The sequence below is a fragment of the Parabacteroides sp. AF19-14 genome, from assembly GCF_003635485.1.
Taxonomy (GTDB): domain Bacteria; phylum Bacteroidota; class Bacteroidia; order Bacteroidales; family Tannerellaceae; genus Parabacteroides; species Parabacteroides distasonis.
On the sequence record NZ_QTMJ01000006.1, the window covers coordinates 93,546 to 109,176 of the forward strand.

9 protein-coding genes are annotated in these 15,631 nt (G+C 46.8%); 3 read left to right on the top strand and 6 right to left on the bottom strand.

From position 1 onward, the window contains the following. Nucleotides 1-50: 50 nt before the first annotated feature. The 5 genes from DWX33_RS08175 to DWX33_RS08195 all read right to left on the bottom strand — a co-directional run bounded on the left by DWX33_RS08175 (nt 51) and on the right by DWX33_RS08195 (nt 6,884). Complete coding sequence (locus DWX33_RS08175; protein ID WP_122380181.1) at nt 51-1,739, bottom strand: hypothetical protein; 1,689 nt, start codon at nt 1,737-1,739, stop codon at nt 51-53. A gap of 11 nt (nt 1,740-1,750) precedes the next feature. Then, nucleotides 1,751-4,489: a TonB-dependent receptor domain-containing protein gene (locus DWX33_RS08180; RefSeq protein WP_122380182.1), complete on the bottom strand. Its 2,739-nt coding sequence runs from the start codon at nt 4,487-4,489 to the stop codon at nt 1,751-1,753. Then, a complete protein-coding gene (locus DWX33_RS22785; protein WP_233570144.1) occupies nt 4,489-5,214 on the bottom strand; it encodes a hypothetical protein in 726 nt (241 codons plus the stop codon). The genes DWX33_RS08180 and DWX33_RS22785 overlap by 1 nt, the downstream gene beginning before the upstream one ends. 20 nt (nt 5,215-5,234) lie before the next feature. After that, a complete protein-coding gene (locus tag DWX33_RS08190; protein WP_122380183.1) occupies nt 5,235-6,338 on the bottom strand; it encodes a DUF4249 domain-containing protein in 1,104 nt (367 codons plus the stop codon). Nucleotides 6,339-6,452: 114 nt separating this feature from the next. Then, nucleotides 6,453-6,884: a hypothetical protein gene (locus tag DWX33_RS08195; protein WP_122380184.1), complete on the bottom strand. Its 432-nt coding sequence runs from the start codon at nt 6,882-6,884 to the stop codon at nt 6,453-6,455. Between the two features lie 666 nt (nt 6,885-7,550). Between DWX33_RS08195 and DWX33_RS08200 the strand changes: the two genes are divergently transcribed. Then, a complete protein-coding gene (locus DWX33_RS08200; RefSeq protein WP_199486262.1) occupies nt 7,551-7,985 on the top strand; it encodes a DUF6078 family protein in 435 nt (144 codons plus the stop codon). 193 nt (nt 7,986-8,178) lie between these two features. Here DWX33_RS08200 and DWX33_RS08205 read toward each other — a convergent pair whose 3' ends face one another. Next, entirely contained in the window at nt 8,179-9,897 is a 1,719-nt protein-coding gene (locus tag DWX33_RS08205; protein WP_044546325.1) for an ATP-binding protein, read from the bottom strand. Between the two features lie 318 nt (nt 9,898-10,215). On the opposite strand from DWX33_RS08205, the gene carB reads away from it, so the two are divergent. Both carB and DWX33_RS08215 read left to right on the top strand, forming a co-directional pair. Further along, nucleotides 10,216-13,434, top strand: coding sequence for a carbamoyl-phosphate synthase (glutamine-hydrolyzing) large subunit (carB, locus tag DWX33_RS08210; protein WP_005867460.1), 3,219 nt, complete (start codon nt 10,216-10,218; stop codon nt 13,432-13,434). A 77-nt stretch (nt 13,435-13,511) separates the two neighbouring features. Next, nucleotides 13,512-15,572, top strand: coding sequence for a transcriptional regulator (locus DWX33_RS08215; protein ID WP_170106227.1), 2,061 nt, complete (start codon nt 13,512-13,514; stop codon nt 15,570-15,572). Nucleotides 15,573-15,631 lie beyond the last annotated feature (59 nt).

Sequence of the window (15,631 nt, forward strand, 5' to 3'; positions counted from 1 at the left end):
ATGCGGCCTACCTCGTAAATTCATGAGGTAGGCCGCATGCGTAAACACCCCTATTCCAGAACGCCGAAACAAACAATACCCCGAACGGTTTTCCCTTCTTTTGTTATCCCCTCGACAGTCACCGTATATTCTCCCGGCAAATCGGATGTGTAAAAAGGAAGAGTCAATACCGAGTTGCCTCCGGTTTGTACATTCGGCATCCATAACAAAGTATGCCGGTAATCCGGAATACGGCTTTCACGAGAAATCTCATCCGGGTAAGAGGGAGCGTAGAACAAACGGCGGCGCTGTGTACCCTCATAATCAAATAGCTGAGTAGACGCACCGACTTTCAGCGTAGGATAATCGTTCTTATAAGTATGGAAAGCCAAGATCCCCTCAAAAACCTGCCCCCCAAAACTATATCGATTCCTGTACACCTCCAGACGACGGATCAAAGCCGGATTATAGTTATAAATCAATTCATGATCCATGATAGGAATACCATCCAGCAGCACCAGCGGGCTATTCAGAGATACCGTTTGGTTGGAAAGATCCTCTAGCAAGACGAAAAGCGAACGTTTCCCATTCGTATTCCGGAAAGAGACGGATTCCACAAATTCAAAGACCGTTTCTCCCATCGTAGGGAAACGGGTATATTCATCCAGTAAATAAGTCTTATACGGTTTCCATTGGAAATACGCACGAACCGGTTCTACATGTCCCAAGGAATCCGCCGTAAACGTACGGGTAACTTGCAGACCGATATTACGTTGCGTTAATCCTTCATCCCAAGCGGGATTCATCCTGAATCGCAGCATTCTCGAGGCAGGATGAAGAGCGAAAGGGGATTGGATATCTATTCGATAAGCCTCTGTCCCTTTTGAATCGGTAGTAGTGGCTAGCTCATGCGTACCCGTGATCCTCGAGGTATAAAACAGCACGGATTCCTTATCCTCCTGCTGCTGACCGCCAAACAATCGGATCTCATCACCTACAAACCCGAGTAATGGAGAAACACTCGTTTGCGCTAACGCTTCCCCAGTCCTGATATTCACAATTTTGCCCCGGATCAAATGGCCTTCATACTCCGGAAGATAATCGTCCGTAAAAATTGTTTGGTTTAGAGAAGGTAACATAGCCTGCCATTGACAAATAGAATGATCGTCGGGCACCGGAATAAATTCTTTGCCGGCAATAGAGATTCCCAACGTATACACATCAGCAGGTAGACCCTGAATCCGGATATGACCTTGTTCCCTTCGTGAAAAAGAAGCTTTATCCATAGTCAGTTGAAGCGTATTACCGGATATATCCGGAGAAGTAGCTTTTATAAGGGTGTCTGTGGGAATAGTCTCGTCTTTCCGGAAGGTATTCACTACACCGATCGTTTTCCGGAAAAAGACTGTATCGCCCTCATTCCGCATATAACGGGTATAAGCGACCAAGCGATAATAGCCAGTAGGCAAAAGGGCGGGAAGTTCCAGCCATCCTTCCCCGATCCCCTCCTTGATCTCTATTTTCGCTTGTACCAAGGCTGTCGATTCATCGAGCAACTCCACATATCCCACTTTACTGAATGAAACGGGGATACCTGTCGCATCGGTCACGCAAAGCTTCAGCCAAAGCAACTCGCCTGCCAGATAGACCTGTTTATCTGTTTGCACGTAAATACGCTCCCGGAAATCGTTCGCCGCCAATAAATCACCATGTCCCAGAAACAGCAGTGTCAAGATCAATGATAGTATCGAATATTTCATGGTTCAAGCCTTTAGAATTTAATATTATAAGAAATATACGGAATGGGAGCTCCGAAAATCGCCAGTTTATAGCCCTTCAAGCGGCCTTCCTCTGCAACATAATAGACGGAGTAAGCGTTATCCCGTCCGGTCACGTTATAAATTCCCAGCGAGACAGTGCTATGCGTAAGTAAAGTCAGATGATGGCTCGGCTCTATATTGATAGAAAGATCCATCCGGAAATAATCAGGAATCCGGTATTGGTTCCTGTCGGAGAAATAGACGAACTCCCCTCCCGCAAAATTATATTTGCTGACCGGAATGGAAACCGGGCGGCCGGTACTATAGTCACAATTCACCGATACGCTGAACCGTTGGGTGAATTTATAATTACCCACGAACTTCAAGTCGTGTGGCTTGTCGTAATCCGCCGGATACCACTCGCCCCGGTTGACCGGCTTTTTGATACGAGCGTCCTCCTGTCGGAGCTGGGTACGGGAATAGGTATAACTCACCCAACCGTTCAACTTCCCATTCGGCTTGCGTATCATAAACTCCACACCGTAGGCCCGTCCTTTCGTATTGACCACATCTGTCTCGATATGATGATTCATGATCAAGTTCGCCCCGTTACGGTAATCCAAATAATTATCCATGGTTTTATAATAGCCCTCCACAGAAGTTTCCAGTCCGGCCCTAATGAAATTCTTATAAAGCCCGACAGCCACCTGCGAACCGGTTTGCGGCTTGATATTCGCGTCGCTAAGTTTCCAAGTATCCGTGGGAGACATGATCGTGGTATTGGATAGCTTATGGATATTCTGCCGCATCGTATTATAACCGGCCTTGATAGAGAATCCGTCCGTGAACTCATAGCGGGCGGAGATCCTGAACTCCGGCCCTTGGTAAGTCTTATAAACTCCACTCCCTTCCTCTTTCGTATCTATCACGGCAGAAGGAGACGGCATCTTATCCGGTTCATACAAATTATAAGTTCTAGGCCCCATTACATTATACATACTATAACGGATTCCAGCGTCTATCGATAAGGTAGGAGTTATATCCCAACGATCGCCCACGTAAATAGCCGATTCCAGCGCTTTCTCGGACTGCATCCGGTCGTCCAGCACCAATGAAGCCTCGCCTTTCCCCAGATATTCCCCGGGATTCAAGTTATAATACAAGGAACTCAATCCAAACCCGATCGTATGATGATCATGCGCCTGCCAACTAAAATCAGCCTTGCCGTAAAACTGGTCGATACCGAAAATCAGCGTATAAGCGGTCGCCGGGTTATCCGTGTTCTCGGTCCGATTGTTATAATGATCATATCCGGCGATAAATGTCCCGGTGAGATTCGGATGGAAAGCATGCGTCCATTTCAGCGAGGCACTGGCATTCTGGTAAGCGTATCGTTCCTCCTCATCGAAATGAAAACGGTCGTGGCTGAAATATCCGGTCAACGTCAAACTATTATTCACATCAAAACGATGATCGATCGAGGCGTTCAAGTCGTAAAAACCAGCGTTACCGTCCTTATATCCGCTCTTCTCCGGCAATAGATTCAAGAGCCAGTCCGAATACGTGGTACGGGCACCGACAATATACGAGGTCTTCTTATTGAAAAGCGGCCCCTCTAGCGTAAGACTGCTGGTCAGCAAGCCGAGACTGGCCGAACCTTGGAATTTCTCCTTACTTCCTTCCCGGGAATTGATATCCAACACGGAGGAGATACGACCACCAAATTTGGCGGGGATACTGCTTTTATATAATTCCATATCTTTCACCATATCGGAATTAAAGATAGAGAAAAGCCCGAACAGGTGCGTAGGATTATAAACCGTCCCGCCATTAAACAAGATCAGGTTCTGATCCGTGGCTCCTCCCCGTACATTGAATCCGCTGGATACCTCGCCCACCGACTTGACTCCCGGCAAGGCCATGACCACTTTCAAGATATCCAACTCACCGAAAGCCGTCGGGATATTCTTGATCTCTTTCATTTTCAAACGAGTCACGCCCAAAGCCGTACTCCGCACGTTCTCCACGATATTCGCCGAAACGGAGACCTCGCTCAAGGCATATACCTGTTCTTCCAACTCGATATCCAATTTACCGGAGGTATAAAGCATAACTTGTCGTTTGGTATCCTTTAAGCCGATGGAGCGGATACGCAAATCCCGGCGTCCGGCGGGAAGCCGGATCGAATAATGACCGTTGGTGTCGCTCGTCACACCGATGGCCGGATCATTGGCCTGCAAGGAGACATCCTTCAGCGGCTCGCCCGTCTTAAAATTCGTGATCGTACCGGTCAAGGTCACCCATTCCTCCACCGGTCCGCTCGGGGAACCTACCTCGTACACCTTATTTTCGGAAGAGGCCCGTTGCTCACGCCGCAAAGAGAGAGAGGAAACTGCATCTTCCACCTCACGAACCACGATGGCGTTAAAATATCCTTCTGGCAAAGAGGCGGTCAGTTCTTCTTCGCTCGTGACGATCAAGTCATTCGAATACCTCGTCACAAACAATGAGGCAGAACGCAAAGCATCCCGCAAGACTCGCTCCGGTTCCGCGTCCCTCACTTCCACCGTAACCGTCAGCGAATCCAGCACCGCCGGATCGCCCAATACACGGAGACCCGTTTGCCCCTCGATCGCCTCGATCAATTCCATAGCCGGACGTCCGTCCAACCGAATGGTTACCCGTCGTCCGGCAAAAGTCGCTACCGTGACAAATAACAGGATCACCCAGATATACTTTCGTTTTTTCATCAGCGTAGATTTAAGGTTTCACAATATTCCACCACCTCGATCAGCGAGCGTTCCCGTTCATCTCCAAACGAGAGCCTTCGCTCTTTTATATATCGCTTCAGCTCATTCTTATTTTCCTTGAATAAATTGAAAAGCGAGCGTTTACCACTTACAGGGTAATATACCCCGTCCCTACATATATAATAAGATATCTTTTCGACGAACCGGTCTGTCAGGGTCAGCTCTTCCATGCGCCGCTCCAATCCCTTTGTCGATCTTTTCCAAAGGGAATATTTCCCGGCATATAACCGAACATAAAAACCTTCGGGGTAATTCCTTTTCTCCCCTTTCGGTTCCATATAATACAAATCATAGCCGGGAAGACGTACAAACTGAATCCGTTCCGAGGGAACGATCACATGCAACCGTCTATCCGGCGAGAGCACGATCAGCTTTTCCAGATACACGTTCAAACGCATCTCCACCCCGGGATATACGATCCCATCGAATGCCAACGTTCCCTTTCGGTAATCCTTCGTATCCAAATAAGGATGCCCTTCCAACCGGTTCAGGTACAGAGGCTCCAACTCCCCGGCATAGATCAAGGCTTGATTACCGGCTTTCTCCACATAACGTCCTTCCTTACCGTCTACCGGTAAACTCTCCGACACAGCCAGTTCCTGCGCCGATACTTGCCACCCGCAAAGGAGGCAAAGCATATAAAAGATGGTTTTTCCTGTTCGCATGATCGGGTTCCTATTTTAAATTAATAATGATCGTTCGGCCACCAAGACGGCCGGTCCTTCGTGGCCTTCCCCTGACGGCAATCCACGCATCGAGGATAAGTCTTCGAATCCGGATATTGATACCAAGCCAAACCTCCCATAGGAAAGTCCTTTGGATAGATCTCGCATGGGATAATCTTATCCGGGACATATAGATCATCCTCATACGAGAGATACATTCCCTTCCGTGTCGAACTAGTCACCTCAACATACCCTATCACCAATTCATCTGGATCGGATATATTAAAAATATTTCCATTATCACCAGCCGACATGACCGGGCTAAAGATACTGCCGGTGCGCTCGATCTCCTCTTGCAACATCTTGAAATAATCATACGCCTCCTTACGGATCTGCATCTGCGAGATCTCCACATGATACAAGATAGACAATCGCTCGTCTGCCGCAGAGATCTCGAATAGCTTGTGTTCCGCCAGCCGATTCTCAGCCAGCTTTTCGGTGGTGCCTATCAGCAATATCTTCGAGGAATCCTTTACCCAACAATGATAGAGATTGTCGGGTGTATAAGGATTATGCCAAATAATATTACCGAATCCTTCTTCTCTAGCATTAGCGTACAATGGAGATTGAACCTCCCAGTTCTCCTTATAGCTCCAACGATAATAGGGAGGACTATCCTTCCCGGCATGGCTGGAGACATGAATGGTCACCGGCTCCTCACGACCTCTTTTCTGATAACTAAGGCTATCTATCTCCGGAGTGAACAAGGGCTTCAAGAAAGTAGACTGGTACTGTTTATTGTCTACCGCAAGGTTCAAGCGATACGCTAAATTAAAATCGAATTCTCCATTCTGTATCTTGTAAACACCCTTCTCATCTTGCCTAGCCTCAAACAATACCCCATCACTCCGCTCTATATTCAGCACGGCATCCGAGATCGCGTCATTATCACGCAAGTCTCCCGTAATACTTATACTCCGGTTCAACCGGAACACGGATTCTCCCGAGGTGATCATTCCATCCACCACTAAGATTCCCTGTACACCCTCCACTTCGGGAGCGAAGTCGGTGATGCAACCGATAAGAACTGGCAAAAAGAACAAACAAAGAAAAAGTTTTTTCATATCAACCAAACATTAAGCTGTACGAACAAATATATTCCGACCTTTATCCAATGCTAACGAAAGGGTGAGCTTCGTTTCTGAAGCCCACCTCTCGAACATCAACGAAACATATAGCTAGTATAAATACCAGAAATAAGACAAGGTATCGTATAAACTACCATTTAGATAGACCTTGCATTCCAATTCTACACGAGAACTGATCTGTGTGTTAAAGTTGACACTCACATCCCCTCTACGTGCATTTGTAGGCCACATATTCGCAGAAGTAGTAGCTCCACCGGGAGTTATAGTCCACTCATATGTGTAATTACCGATTGGGAGTAGAGGTAAATCCGCAGAAGTGCCAGGTCGTACCACTTGAGCCACCGCTTCTTTATGCCCCGGAGTTTCATAGAAATTTGACAAATAAATCATAAGAGTCTCACTCCCAGTAACTGCTCCTTCTACAGGCTCAGATTCATTAACTTCACCGAGAATCGGATTAGCCATCGCATTGCTAGCAAGCAACATAAACATCACAAACAAAAAAGATTTAATCGTCTTCATGGTCTTAAAATTTAAATTCTCCAGAAATAAAATTCATAATACAAGGCCATTATCATATACCAAACTCACCATACAGCCTACCGGACCGCAACTGAAGCAGTACATAAAACAATCACCTTTAACGAGAATACCCAACAAAATAGATATCGTCTATCCAATTCCGCCAGTCTGACCGAATCTACGCCGAACCTACAAAATGATCGCATCCATGAGATCATTCGTATCTAGGTTATCCAACGAAAGCGAGATTACCTCTCACCCATCATTGTTACGCACCGGCTCCACATCCCAATCAAGATTGAGCCTCCTATTCAAATGTTCATAATTAAAAACCCTATAGTAATTAGGCTCCTTACTGGACTGGCCTTCATCACCATAGAAACTGGAAAGAAAAAAAGCAGGTCTTATTAACAGTTTATCAAATACATCCAAGATGTATTTTCACAAATGTATACAAAATATTTCTTATCGTCCTAATCTTTTATCAAGAATATTCACATATAAATAAAATAAACGCATCACGGCACTTATCCAACAAATATTGAGGCCCAACCAGACAATTAAACCGTAAATTCCGTATCTGTCTTCATTTTATATTTACATTCGCGGGAGAACAATCATTTAATCCGGAAATACCACGATAACAAACTATTTATACATAAAAATATGGAAGAAAAACTTGACAACGCTACAATCCCCAACCAATATACCCTATGCCTAGACCGGCAATGCCCCAAAGCCTCTACTTGCCTTAGGCAACTGGCGGAGCGAAGTATGCCCGACGAGACGGCCTATTGGCAGATCATCAGCCCGAGACACCTCGCCTCATTGAAGGGAACTTGCCCTTATTACCGTCCGAACAAGAAAGTACGCTATGCCGCGGGATTCGTAAGCCTATTGGAGAGCTTGCCGCACAAACAGATGCTCTCCGTTATCCCGGGACTCATGAGGCACTTCAGCCGGCGTACTTACTACCGTGTCCGCAAGGGAGAAAGGCCGCTTTCACCCTCCGAACAACAGGTCGTATTGAATGCGCTTAAACGCTGTGGGGTGAAGGAACCAAAAGACTTCGACGCTTATTTCGAAGAGTACGACTGGTAAACCAAGGAAGAGAGGCTTGTGCCACTACCCATGTTACGAACGTGCCATCACCGTGGCATGCGTGTGCCATCGCAGTGGCACGCCTTTGCCATCGAGGTGGCACGGGCGTGCCAGCATGGTGGCACAACTGTGCCAATAGCATGGCACATCATTGGCACCACAAAGTACTATTAATAAAGCAATTGGATTGATATCACGGAGTCACCTCCCAGCATTTCCATCCTTTGTTGGCACAGATATATACAATGTAGGAACGGACATGGTAGTACGGGAACTTCTCCTTGGTATCCTTGGCGTAGGCGAGTACTTGCGCCACGTCCTCGGGACGGGGATCGCTGAGCGCCAGCATGCGCTCCGCCTCCTTCACCTTGAAATACTTGAATTCCACCAACCGGTCATCCTTGTAATAGTCCGTACCGGGGATACCGGTCATCTCGAAATCCGAACGGCCCGCCGAATTGTTCTGCTCGATGGCGAACGTATAGTAGCTGCTCAGGTAACGGGAACAAAGCTCGAAGAAGGAGCAACGGATGAAATTCTCGTTGATCCTGTCGAACACCTGCGCCGGGAACTGCCCGAGGTATTGCTCGAAGTAGTTTTGTACCAGCGGCTCGAAACGACGCTCTTCCGTGAAACGCTCGTAAGTAGGCACATAGCGTTGGGCGTTTCCCTCTATATGATTCATCTCGTTGTAATAGTCCATGTAGATGCTGCGCATCGTAAGGTTGGGTAGCACCATGCGGTAATTATTCCGCAGCGTGGTCATACCCAGATAAAAGAGGCTGACCGGATAGAAGTTCTTGTCGAAGAATTTCCTCTTGTTGAACTTGCTCGACAGGTCGGAAACGTTATAGGATAACTCGTCGTCAATCACCAACGCATCCAGCATCTCCTTGGAGTTCTCTTGCGAGAGGGTCAAGCGACGGATCCAACCGATATCCGTACGCAGGTTCTCATCCACCAGCTCACTCGGGATCATACCATCCATCGTGGCGAAGTTCTTAAAGAAATAGGTCAAGATCGTGGAATTGAATAAAGGCTCCGCGCCAGGACGGAAACGATAGCCGTCGTAGTTGTTCACGATCAGTTGCCAAAGTTCCTCAAAAGAGTCCTGCCCCGTGCCGTATTTGTCAAGGACATAACGAAGATAAGCGCTCGCTTCCTCATACGTAAAACCAAGCATATCCAGAAACCTCGGATGCAAGGTCAGGATCTCCGCTATATTATATCCGCTTGTCAAATCGTCCATCGTGACGGGAAGAACCCCCGTGCAGAAACATGTACGGATACTACCTTCGCCGATACCCGCTTTGATCACCTTGAAGAAAGTGCGCAGGAAACTATCCTTCGTGGTTACCTGCTCATAGAGCGGATCCTTGTAGGCCGTCAACAACTGATTGGTGAAATTATCGTACTCATCGATCAACACATACACTTTAGGCAGTCCATGCTCACGGGCGTACCCCAAAGCTTCCTCAAGCATCTTGGAGGCCTCTTTCTTGCTGGAGAACTGAAAATCCTTAAACAAGTCCCGGTTATGCGTTACCATGATCTCCACGGGAGAACGATTCAGATCGTTGAAATTCCGCTCCAACCCTTCCATGTCATCGGCCATCACCATCTTGGAAAAATCATAGCGCACGATCATATAACGATTATGCTCCTCCGTCGGGTGCTCCCCGATCCAAGTCCCGCCGAACAGTTCCTCGAACCGGTCGGCCTTGGTACGGTCGTAGTAACAGGCCAAGGTAGAGATAAACAGGCTTTTCCCGAAACGACGGGGACGCAAGAAGACTGGAGCCTTATAGTCTTCCAAGCCCGGAATGAAATCGGTCTTGTCCACATAGTAGAAATTGCGTTCCCGCATCTCTACAAAATCCGCTACCGCATAAGGAATCGTTATTCGTGCCATAAGCTTTCTTTTTTCTGATACAATACTACAAATTTAAGAAAATAACTTGTTCTTTCAAACAAAAGCCCTATCTTTGCCGAAATTTTGAAGAGAGAGCAGATGACAAACAAGACACATAAGGATAATCCGAAGTTCTATTCCGGTTATATGTCGGAGGTTGAGGCTCTTTTCTCTATTTTACGGGATTATAATTTGGTTATATAAGATGCGTTGGTTACTTTTACTAACGCATTTTTTTTGTGTCCATCGGTCCGGTGATATAATATAAAGGTATAATATTCTAAAATCATTATAATAAACAAAACAACCCAAATTACTATGTCGAAAAGTGATATCAAAAAGGTGATTGTTCTGGGCTCGGGTGCCCTGAAGATCGGACAGGCCGGGGAGTTTGACTACTCTGGTTCGCAAGCGTTAAAGGCTCTGAAAGAAGAAGGGATCAGTACCGTATTGCTAAATCCGAATATCGCGACTATCCAAACATCCGAGGGAGTAGCCGATAAGGTATATTTCTTGCCTATCACTCCTTACTTCGTGGAGGAAGTTATCAAAAAAGAACAACCGGACGGAATCCTATTGGCGTTTGGCGGGCAGACCGCTTTGAACTGCGGTACTCAACTTTACACCAGCGGTACGTTGGCTAAATATGGCGTGAAAGTATTGGGTACATCCGTTGAGGCTATCATGTACACCGAGGACCGTGACCTATTTGTTAAGAAACTGAACGAGATAGAAGTGAAGACCCCGATCAGCCAAGCCGTAGAAAGCATGGACGACGCCGTGGCTGCCGCTTATAAGATCGGTTTCCCCGTAATGATCCGTTCCGCTTACGCATTAGGTGGTATGGGCAGTGGTATCTGCAAGGACGAGGCCGAGCTTCGCACCTTGGCGGAAAGCGCTTTCGCTTACTCATCCCAGATCTTGGTCGAGGAATCTTTGAAGGGTTGGAAAGAGATCGAGTTCGAGGTGATCCGCGACAAGAACGACCATTGCTTCACGGTAGTGAGCATGGAGAACGTAGACCCGCTAGGCGTACACACCGGCGAGAGTATCGTAGTAGCTCCGACTTGCTCCTTGACCGAGAAAGAATTAGATTTATTGAAAGAACTTTCTACCAAGACGATCCGCCACTTAGGTATCGTGGGTGAATGTAATATCCAATACGCTTTCAACTCCGAGACTTGCGATTACCGTGTGATCGAGGTGAACGCTCGCTTGAGCCGTTCTTCCGCCTTGGCATCCAAGGCCAGCGGTTATCCATTGGCTTTCGTCGCCGCTAAGTTGGCGTTGGGCTACGGATTGGACGAGATCGGCGAGATGGGTACTCCGAACTCCGCGTACAAAGCGCCGGAGGTAGATTATATGATCGTGAAGATCCCGCGTTGGGACTTGACGAAGTTCGTGGGTGTCAGCCGCCAGATCGGTTCCAGCATGAAATCCGTCGGCGAGATCATGTCGATCGGTAAGAGCTTCGAGGAAATCATGCAGAAAGGTCTTCGTATGATCGGACAAGGAATGCATGGTTTCGTAGGTAACAACGATATCCATTTCGATAACTTGGACGAGGAGTTGGCGAACCCTACCGACTTGCGTATCTTCGCCGTGGCGCAAGCCTTGGAACAGGGATATAGCGTAGACAAGATACATGAGTTGTCAAAGATCACACGCTGGTTCTTGGAGGGCTTGAAGAATATCGTGGATTACGCCAACGTATTGAAAGGTTACAACAAGATCGAGGATCTTCCGGAAGATGTATTGAAAGAGGCGAAACGCCTTGGTTTCTCAGACTTCCAGATCGCTCGTTACGTAGAGAACCCGGAAGGAAATATGGAGAAAGAGAATATCCGCGTACGTAACTTGCGTAAAAAAATGGGCATTCTCCCTACCGTGAAACGTATCAACACGATCGCTTCCGAACATCCGGAATTGACCAACTATCTATATATGACTTACGACGGCACGCCGCACGATATCACCTACTACCCGAATGAGAAGAGCGTGATTATCTTGGGGTCCGGAGCTTACCGTATCGGCTCGTCCGTTGAGTTCGACTGGTGTTCGGTGAATGCCGCCCAGACCGCTCGTAAGCTAGGTTATAAATCGATCATGATCAACTATAACCCGGAGACCGTATCTACCGACTACGATATGTGCGACCGTCTGTACTTCGACGAGCTTTCATTCGAGCGCGTGCTAGACGTGATCGATCTGGAATTGCCGAAGGGCGTGATCGTCTCCGTAGGTGGACAGATCCCGAACAACTTGGCGATGAAACTGTACCGCCAGAATGTTCCGGTATTAGGTACTTCCCCGCTATCGATCGACCGTGCCGAGAACCGTCATAAATTCTCCGCGATGTTGGATTCGCTAGGTATCGACCAACCTCGTTGGGCAGAGCTTACCAGCATGGAAGAGATCGACGCATTTATCGAGAAAGTAGGTTTCCCGATCTTGATCCGTCCGTCTTACGTATTGTCCGGAGCGGCGATGAACGTTTGCCACACGAAAGAGCAGATGATCGAGTTCTTGGATTTGGCCGCTAAGGTTTCCAAGGAATATCCGGTGGTCGTATCCGAGTTCATGCAAGGAACGAAAGAGATCGAGTTCGACGCTGTCGCTATGAATGGCGAGGTGGTTGAGTACGCGATCTCCGAGCATATCGAGTTCGCCGGTGTTCACTCCGGTGACGCTACCTTGGTGTTCCCAGCTCAGAAGATTTACTTCGAGACAGCCCGCCGCATCAAGAAAGTAAGCAAGATGATCGCAAAGGAGTTAAATATCAGCGGTCCGTTCAATATCCAATTCTTGGCGAAGAATAACTTCGTGAAAGTAATCGAATGTAACTTACGTGCCTCACGTAGTTTCCCGTTTGTATCTAAAGTATTGAAACGCAACTTTATCGAGACGGCTACCCGCATCATGCTGGACGCTCCGTATACGAAACCGGATAAGAGCGCATTCGATATCGACTGGATCGGAATCAAGGCTTCCCAGTTCTCATTCGCCCGTTTGCACAAGGCAGACCCTGTATTAGGTGTGGACATGAGCTCCACCGGCGAGGTAGGTTGTATCGGCGACGATTTCAACGAGGCTTTGCTTTCCGCCATGATCGCCGTAGGCAACAGTATTCCTAAGAAGAACATTTTAGTATCTTCCGGCGCAGCTAAGAGTAAGGTCGATCTATTGGAGCCTTGCCGCATGCTAGATGCCAAGGGTTACACGATCTATGGTACGCACGGAACCGCCAAGTTCCTGAACGATAACGGAATCAAGGCAACCGCCGTTTGCTGGCCGGATGAGGAAGGTGATTTGAATATCATGGATATGTTCAGCAATCACGCTTTCGAATTGGTAGTAAATATCCCGAAAGATCATAGCAAACGTGAGTTGACCAATGGCTATAAGATCCGCCGTGCGGCGATCGATCATAACATTCCATTGATCACGAACGCCCGTCTGGCTAGCGCCTTTATCGACGCTTTCTGCAATATGAACGTAGAAGATATACAGATTAAGAGCTGGCAGGAGTACAAGTAATCAAAATTTGATTATATTTGCATGTGTGTAATATAAAGAGACAAGGCTTTATGCCTTGTCTCTATAGTTTAAAGACCATGTACAGACGGCTACCTTTTATCATATTATTATCTATACTGGCGGTTTTCGCCTTGCGTGCGTCTGTGGTCGCTCCCTCTATCCTCGTACAAAATTATTCCGTAGACGATTATAAGGCTAGTTGCCAGAATTGGGATTTAGCGGTTTCCTATCATGGCATCTTATATGTAGCTAATAATTCCGGTCTGGTTACTTTTGACGGGAATACATGGAACACATATCCATTACCGGATAAAACCCCTATTTATAAAGTATCTTTCCAGAACGATTCTATCTATACCCAAGGCAAATCATCGTTAGGCTATTGGCTATACGACGAACTCGGGAATCTGGAATACCATCCGATCGATACGCTCCCATCGCACGTCGGTTTCGATAACCCCGAGACGAACTACACGATCCCGAAAGAAATCGAGGAAAAGCACCCTACTTCTTTCGCTAGCGCCGGAGGTCTCAATTTCACGGGAACATCTACGTCCGGCATTTATATCACCAACGACGAAGGGGAGATCTTTCAACATCTCAACATCAATAATCAGTTACAAGATAATATCGTACGTTCCATCTGCGTACAGGATAATAACTTAATCTGGGTCGCCTTGGATAATGGTATCTCCCAAATAGATATCAATCCTCCCATCGCCATGTTAGGTAAAAGAAGCCAGATCGGAAAGTTGGAAGACGCTGTAAAAGAGGATAACCGCCTCTATATCCGGACAAATCTCGGCTACTTCAGCCGGAGCTTGATGTTTGGTGATAAGTTTACCCCGATATCCGGTGAGATCGGACGTTCATATATCCATCCGGATACGGCCGACAATCATTTATCGGTAAGCACTTTATTTAAGAATAAAGATGTATTGGGCGTATTCGCCAACGCAGAAAGTATTTACCCGGTTCCAGACAATTTGTATTGGCTCACGATCCAGAATGAGGCCGGACTCTTCCATCGGGAAAACGGTACAGGAACTTTAAAATGCCGGATCCTATTCGATAATTACGATCTGAATCTGGTGACCAACGGCAAACGGATCATCCCCTTGAATGATTCTCTTGATTTGGTATCCGCCATGCAAGGAACCCTATTAATCAACACCCGCCAATTAATAGAGGGAAGCCTAGGAGGATTGACGATGCCACGGTTTATGCGCATCGAGTATCAAGATCAAGAAGGTACACATTATTTATATCCAGATACTCAAAGAATCAACATGCCCCATAACTTCCAAGAACTCTCGCTATACATCGGGACAACGGTATTCACCCCTAATCACCAAATCAGTTATAAGCTGGAAGGGGTATCCGCCGATTGGTCTTCTTGGCAGAAAGACGGCAAAATTACCTTCTTACAACTTCCGGAAGGAACTTATGAGCTAAGGGTACGTAAATATGTAACCCGGGGTCCGTTTCCCGAGATCACGATGCAAATCATGGTGCGCCCTCCTTGGTATAATACCGTATGGGCCTATTTGATCTACGTCGCTTTGATATGGTTCGCCATTCAAGAAGGGCTTCGGTATCATTTAAGGAACTTACGAAAAAAAGAACAAGAAATGTTGGAAGCTGAACGACAAGCCGAACAGCAAAGGCTTCAACAAATGAAAAGCGAGATGCTGGAAACGGAGTTGCAAAACAAAAACAATGAGCTTACTCTCCAGACAACAGCTTTGGTAAAAAGAAACGAGGCAATCCAAGCTTTGTTGGAAGAGCTGGATAAGCAGAAAGAGACATTGGGTGACCGATATCCCAATAAGTTATATACCCGTTTACGTTCCTTGATCGAATCTACCTTGAACGATCAAGCGGATTGGGTGCAGTTCGAGACCTATTTTAATAGCGCCCACCAGAATTTCATGGATCGTTTACGCCAGCAATACGCAGATATAACGGCAGGCGATTTGCGCATATGTTGTTTACTCCGCATGAACCTTTCCACGAAGGAAATTGCGTCGTTAATGAATGTATCCGTACGAGCTATCGAGCTAAGAAGATACCGCTTAAGAAAGCGATTAGCCCTTGATGGGGATACGAATCTTGTCGATTTCTTAATGAACTACTAAAAATATTTTCTAGAATATGCTTAATATATAATATTCTATATAACAGCATATTAAACACA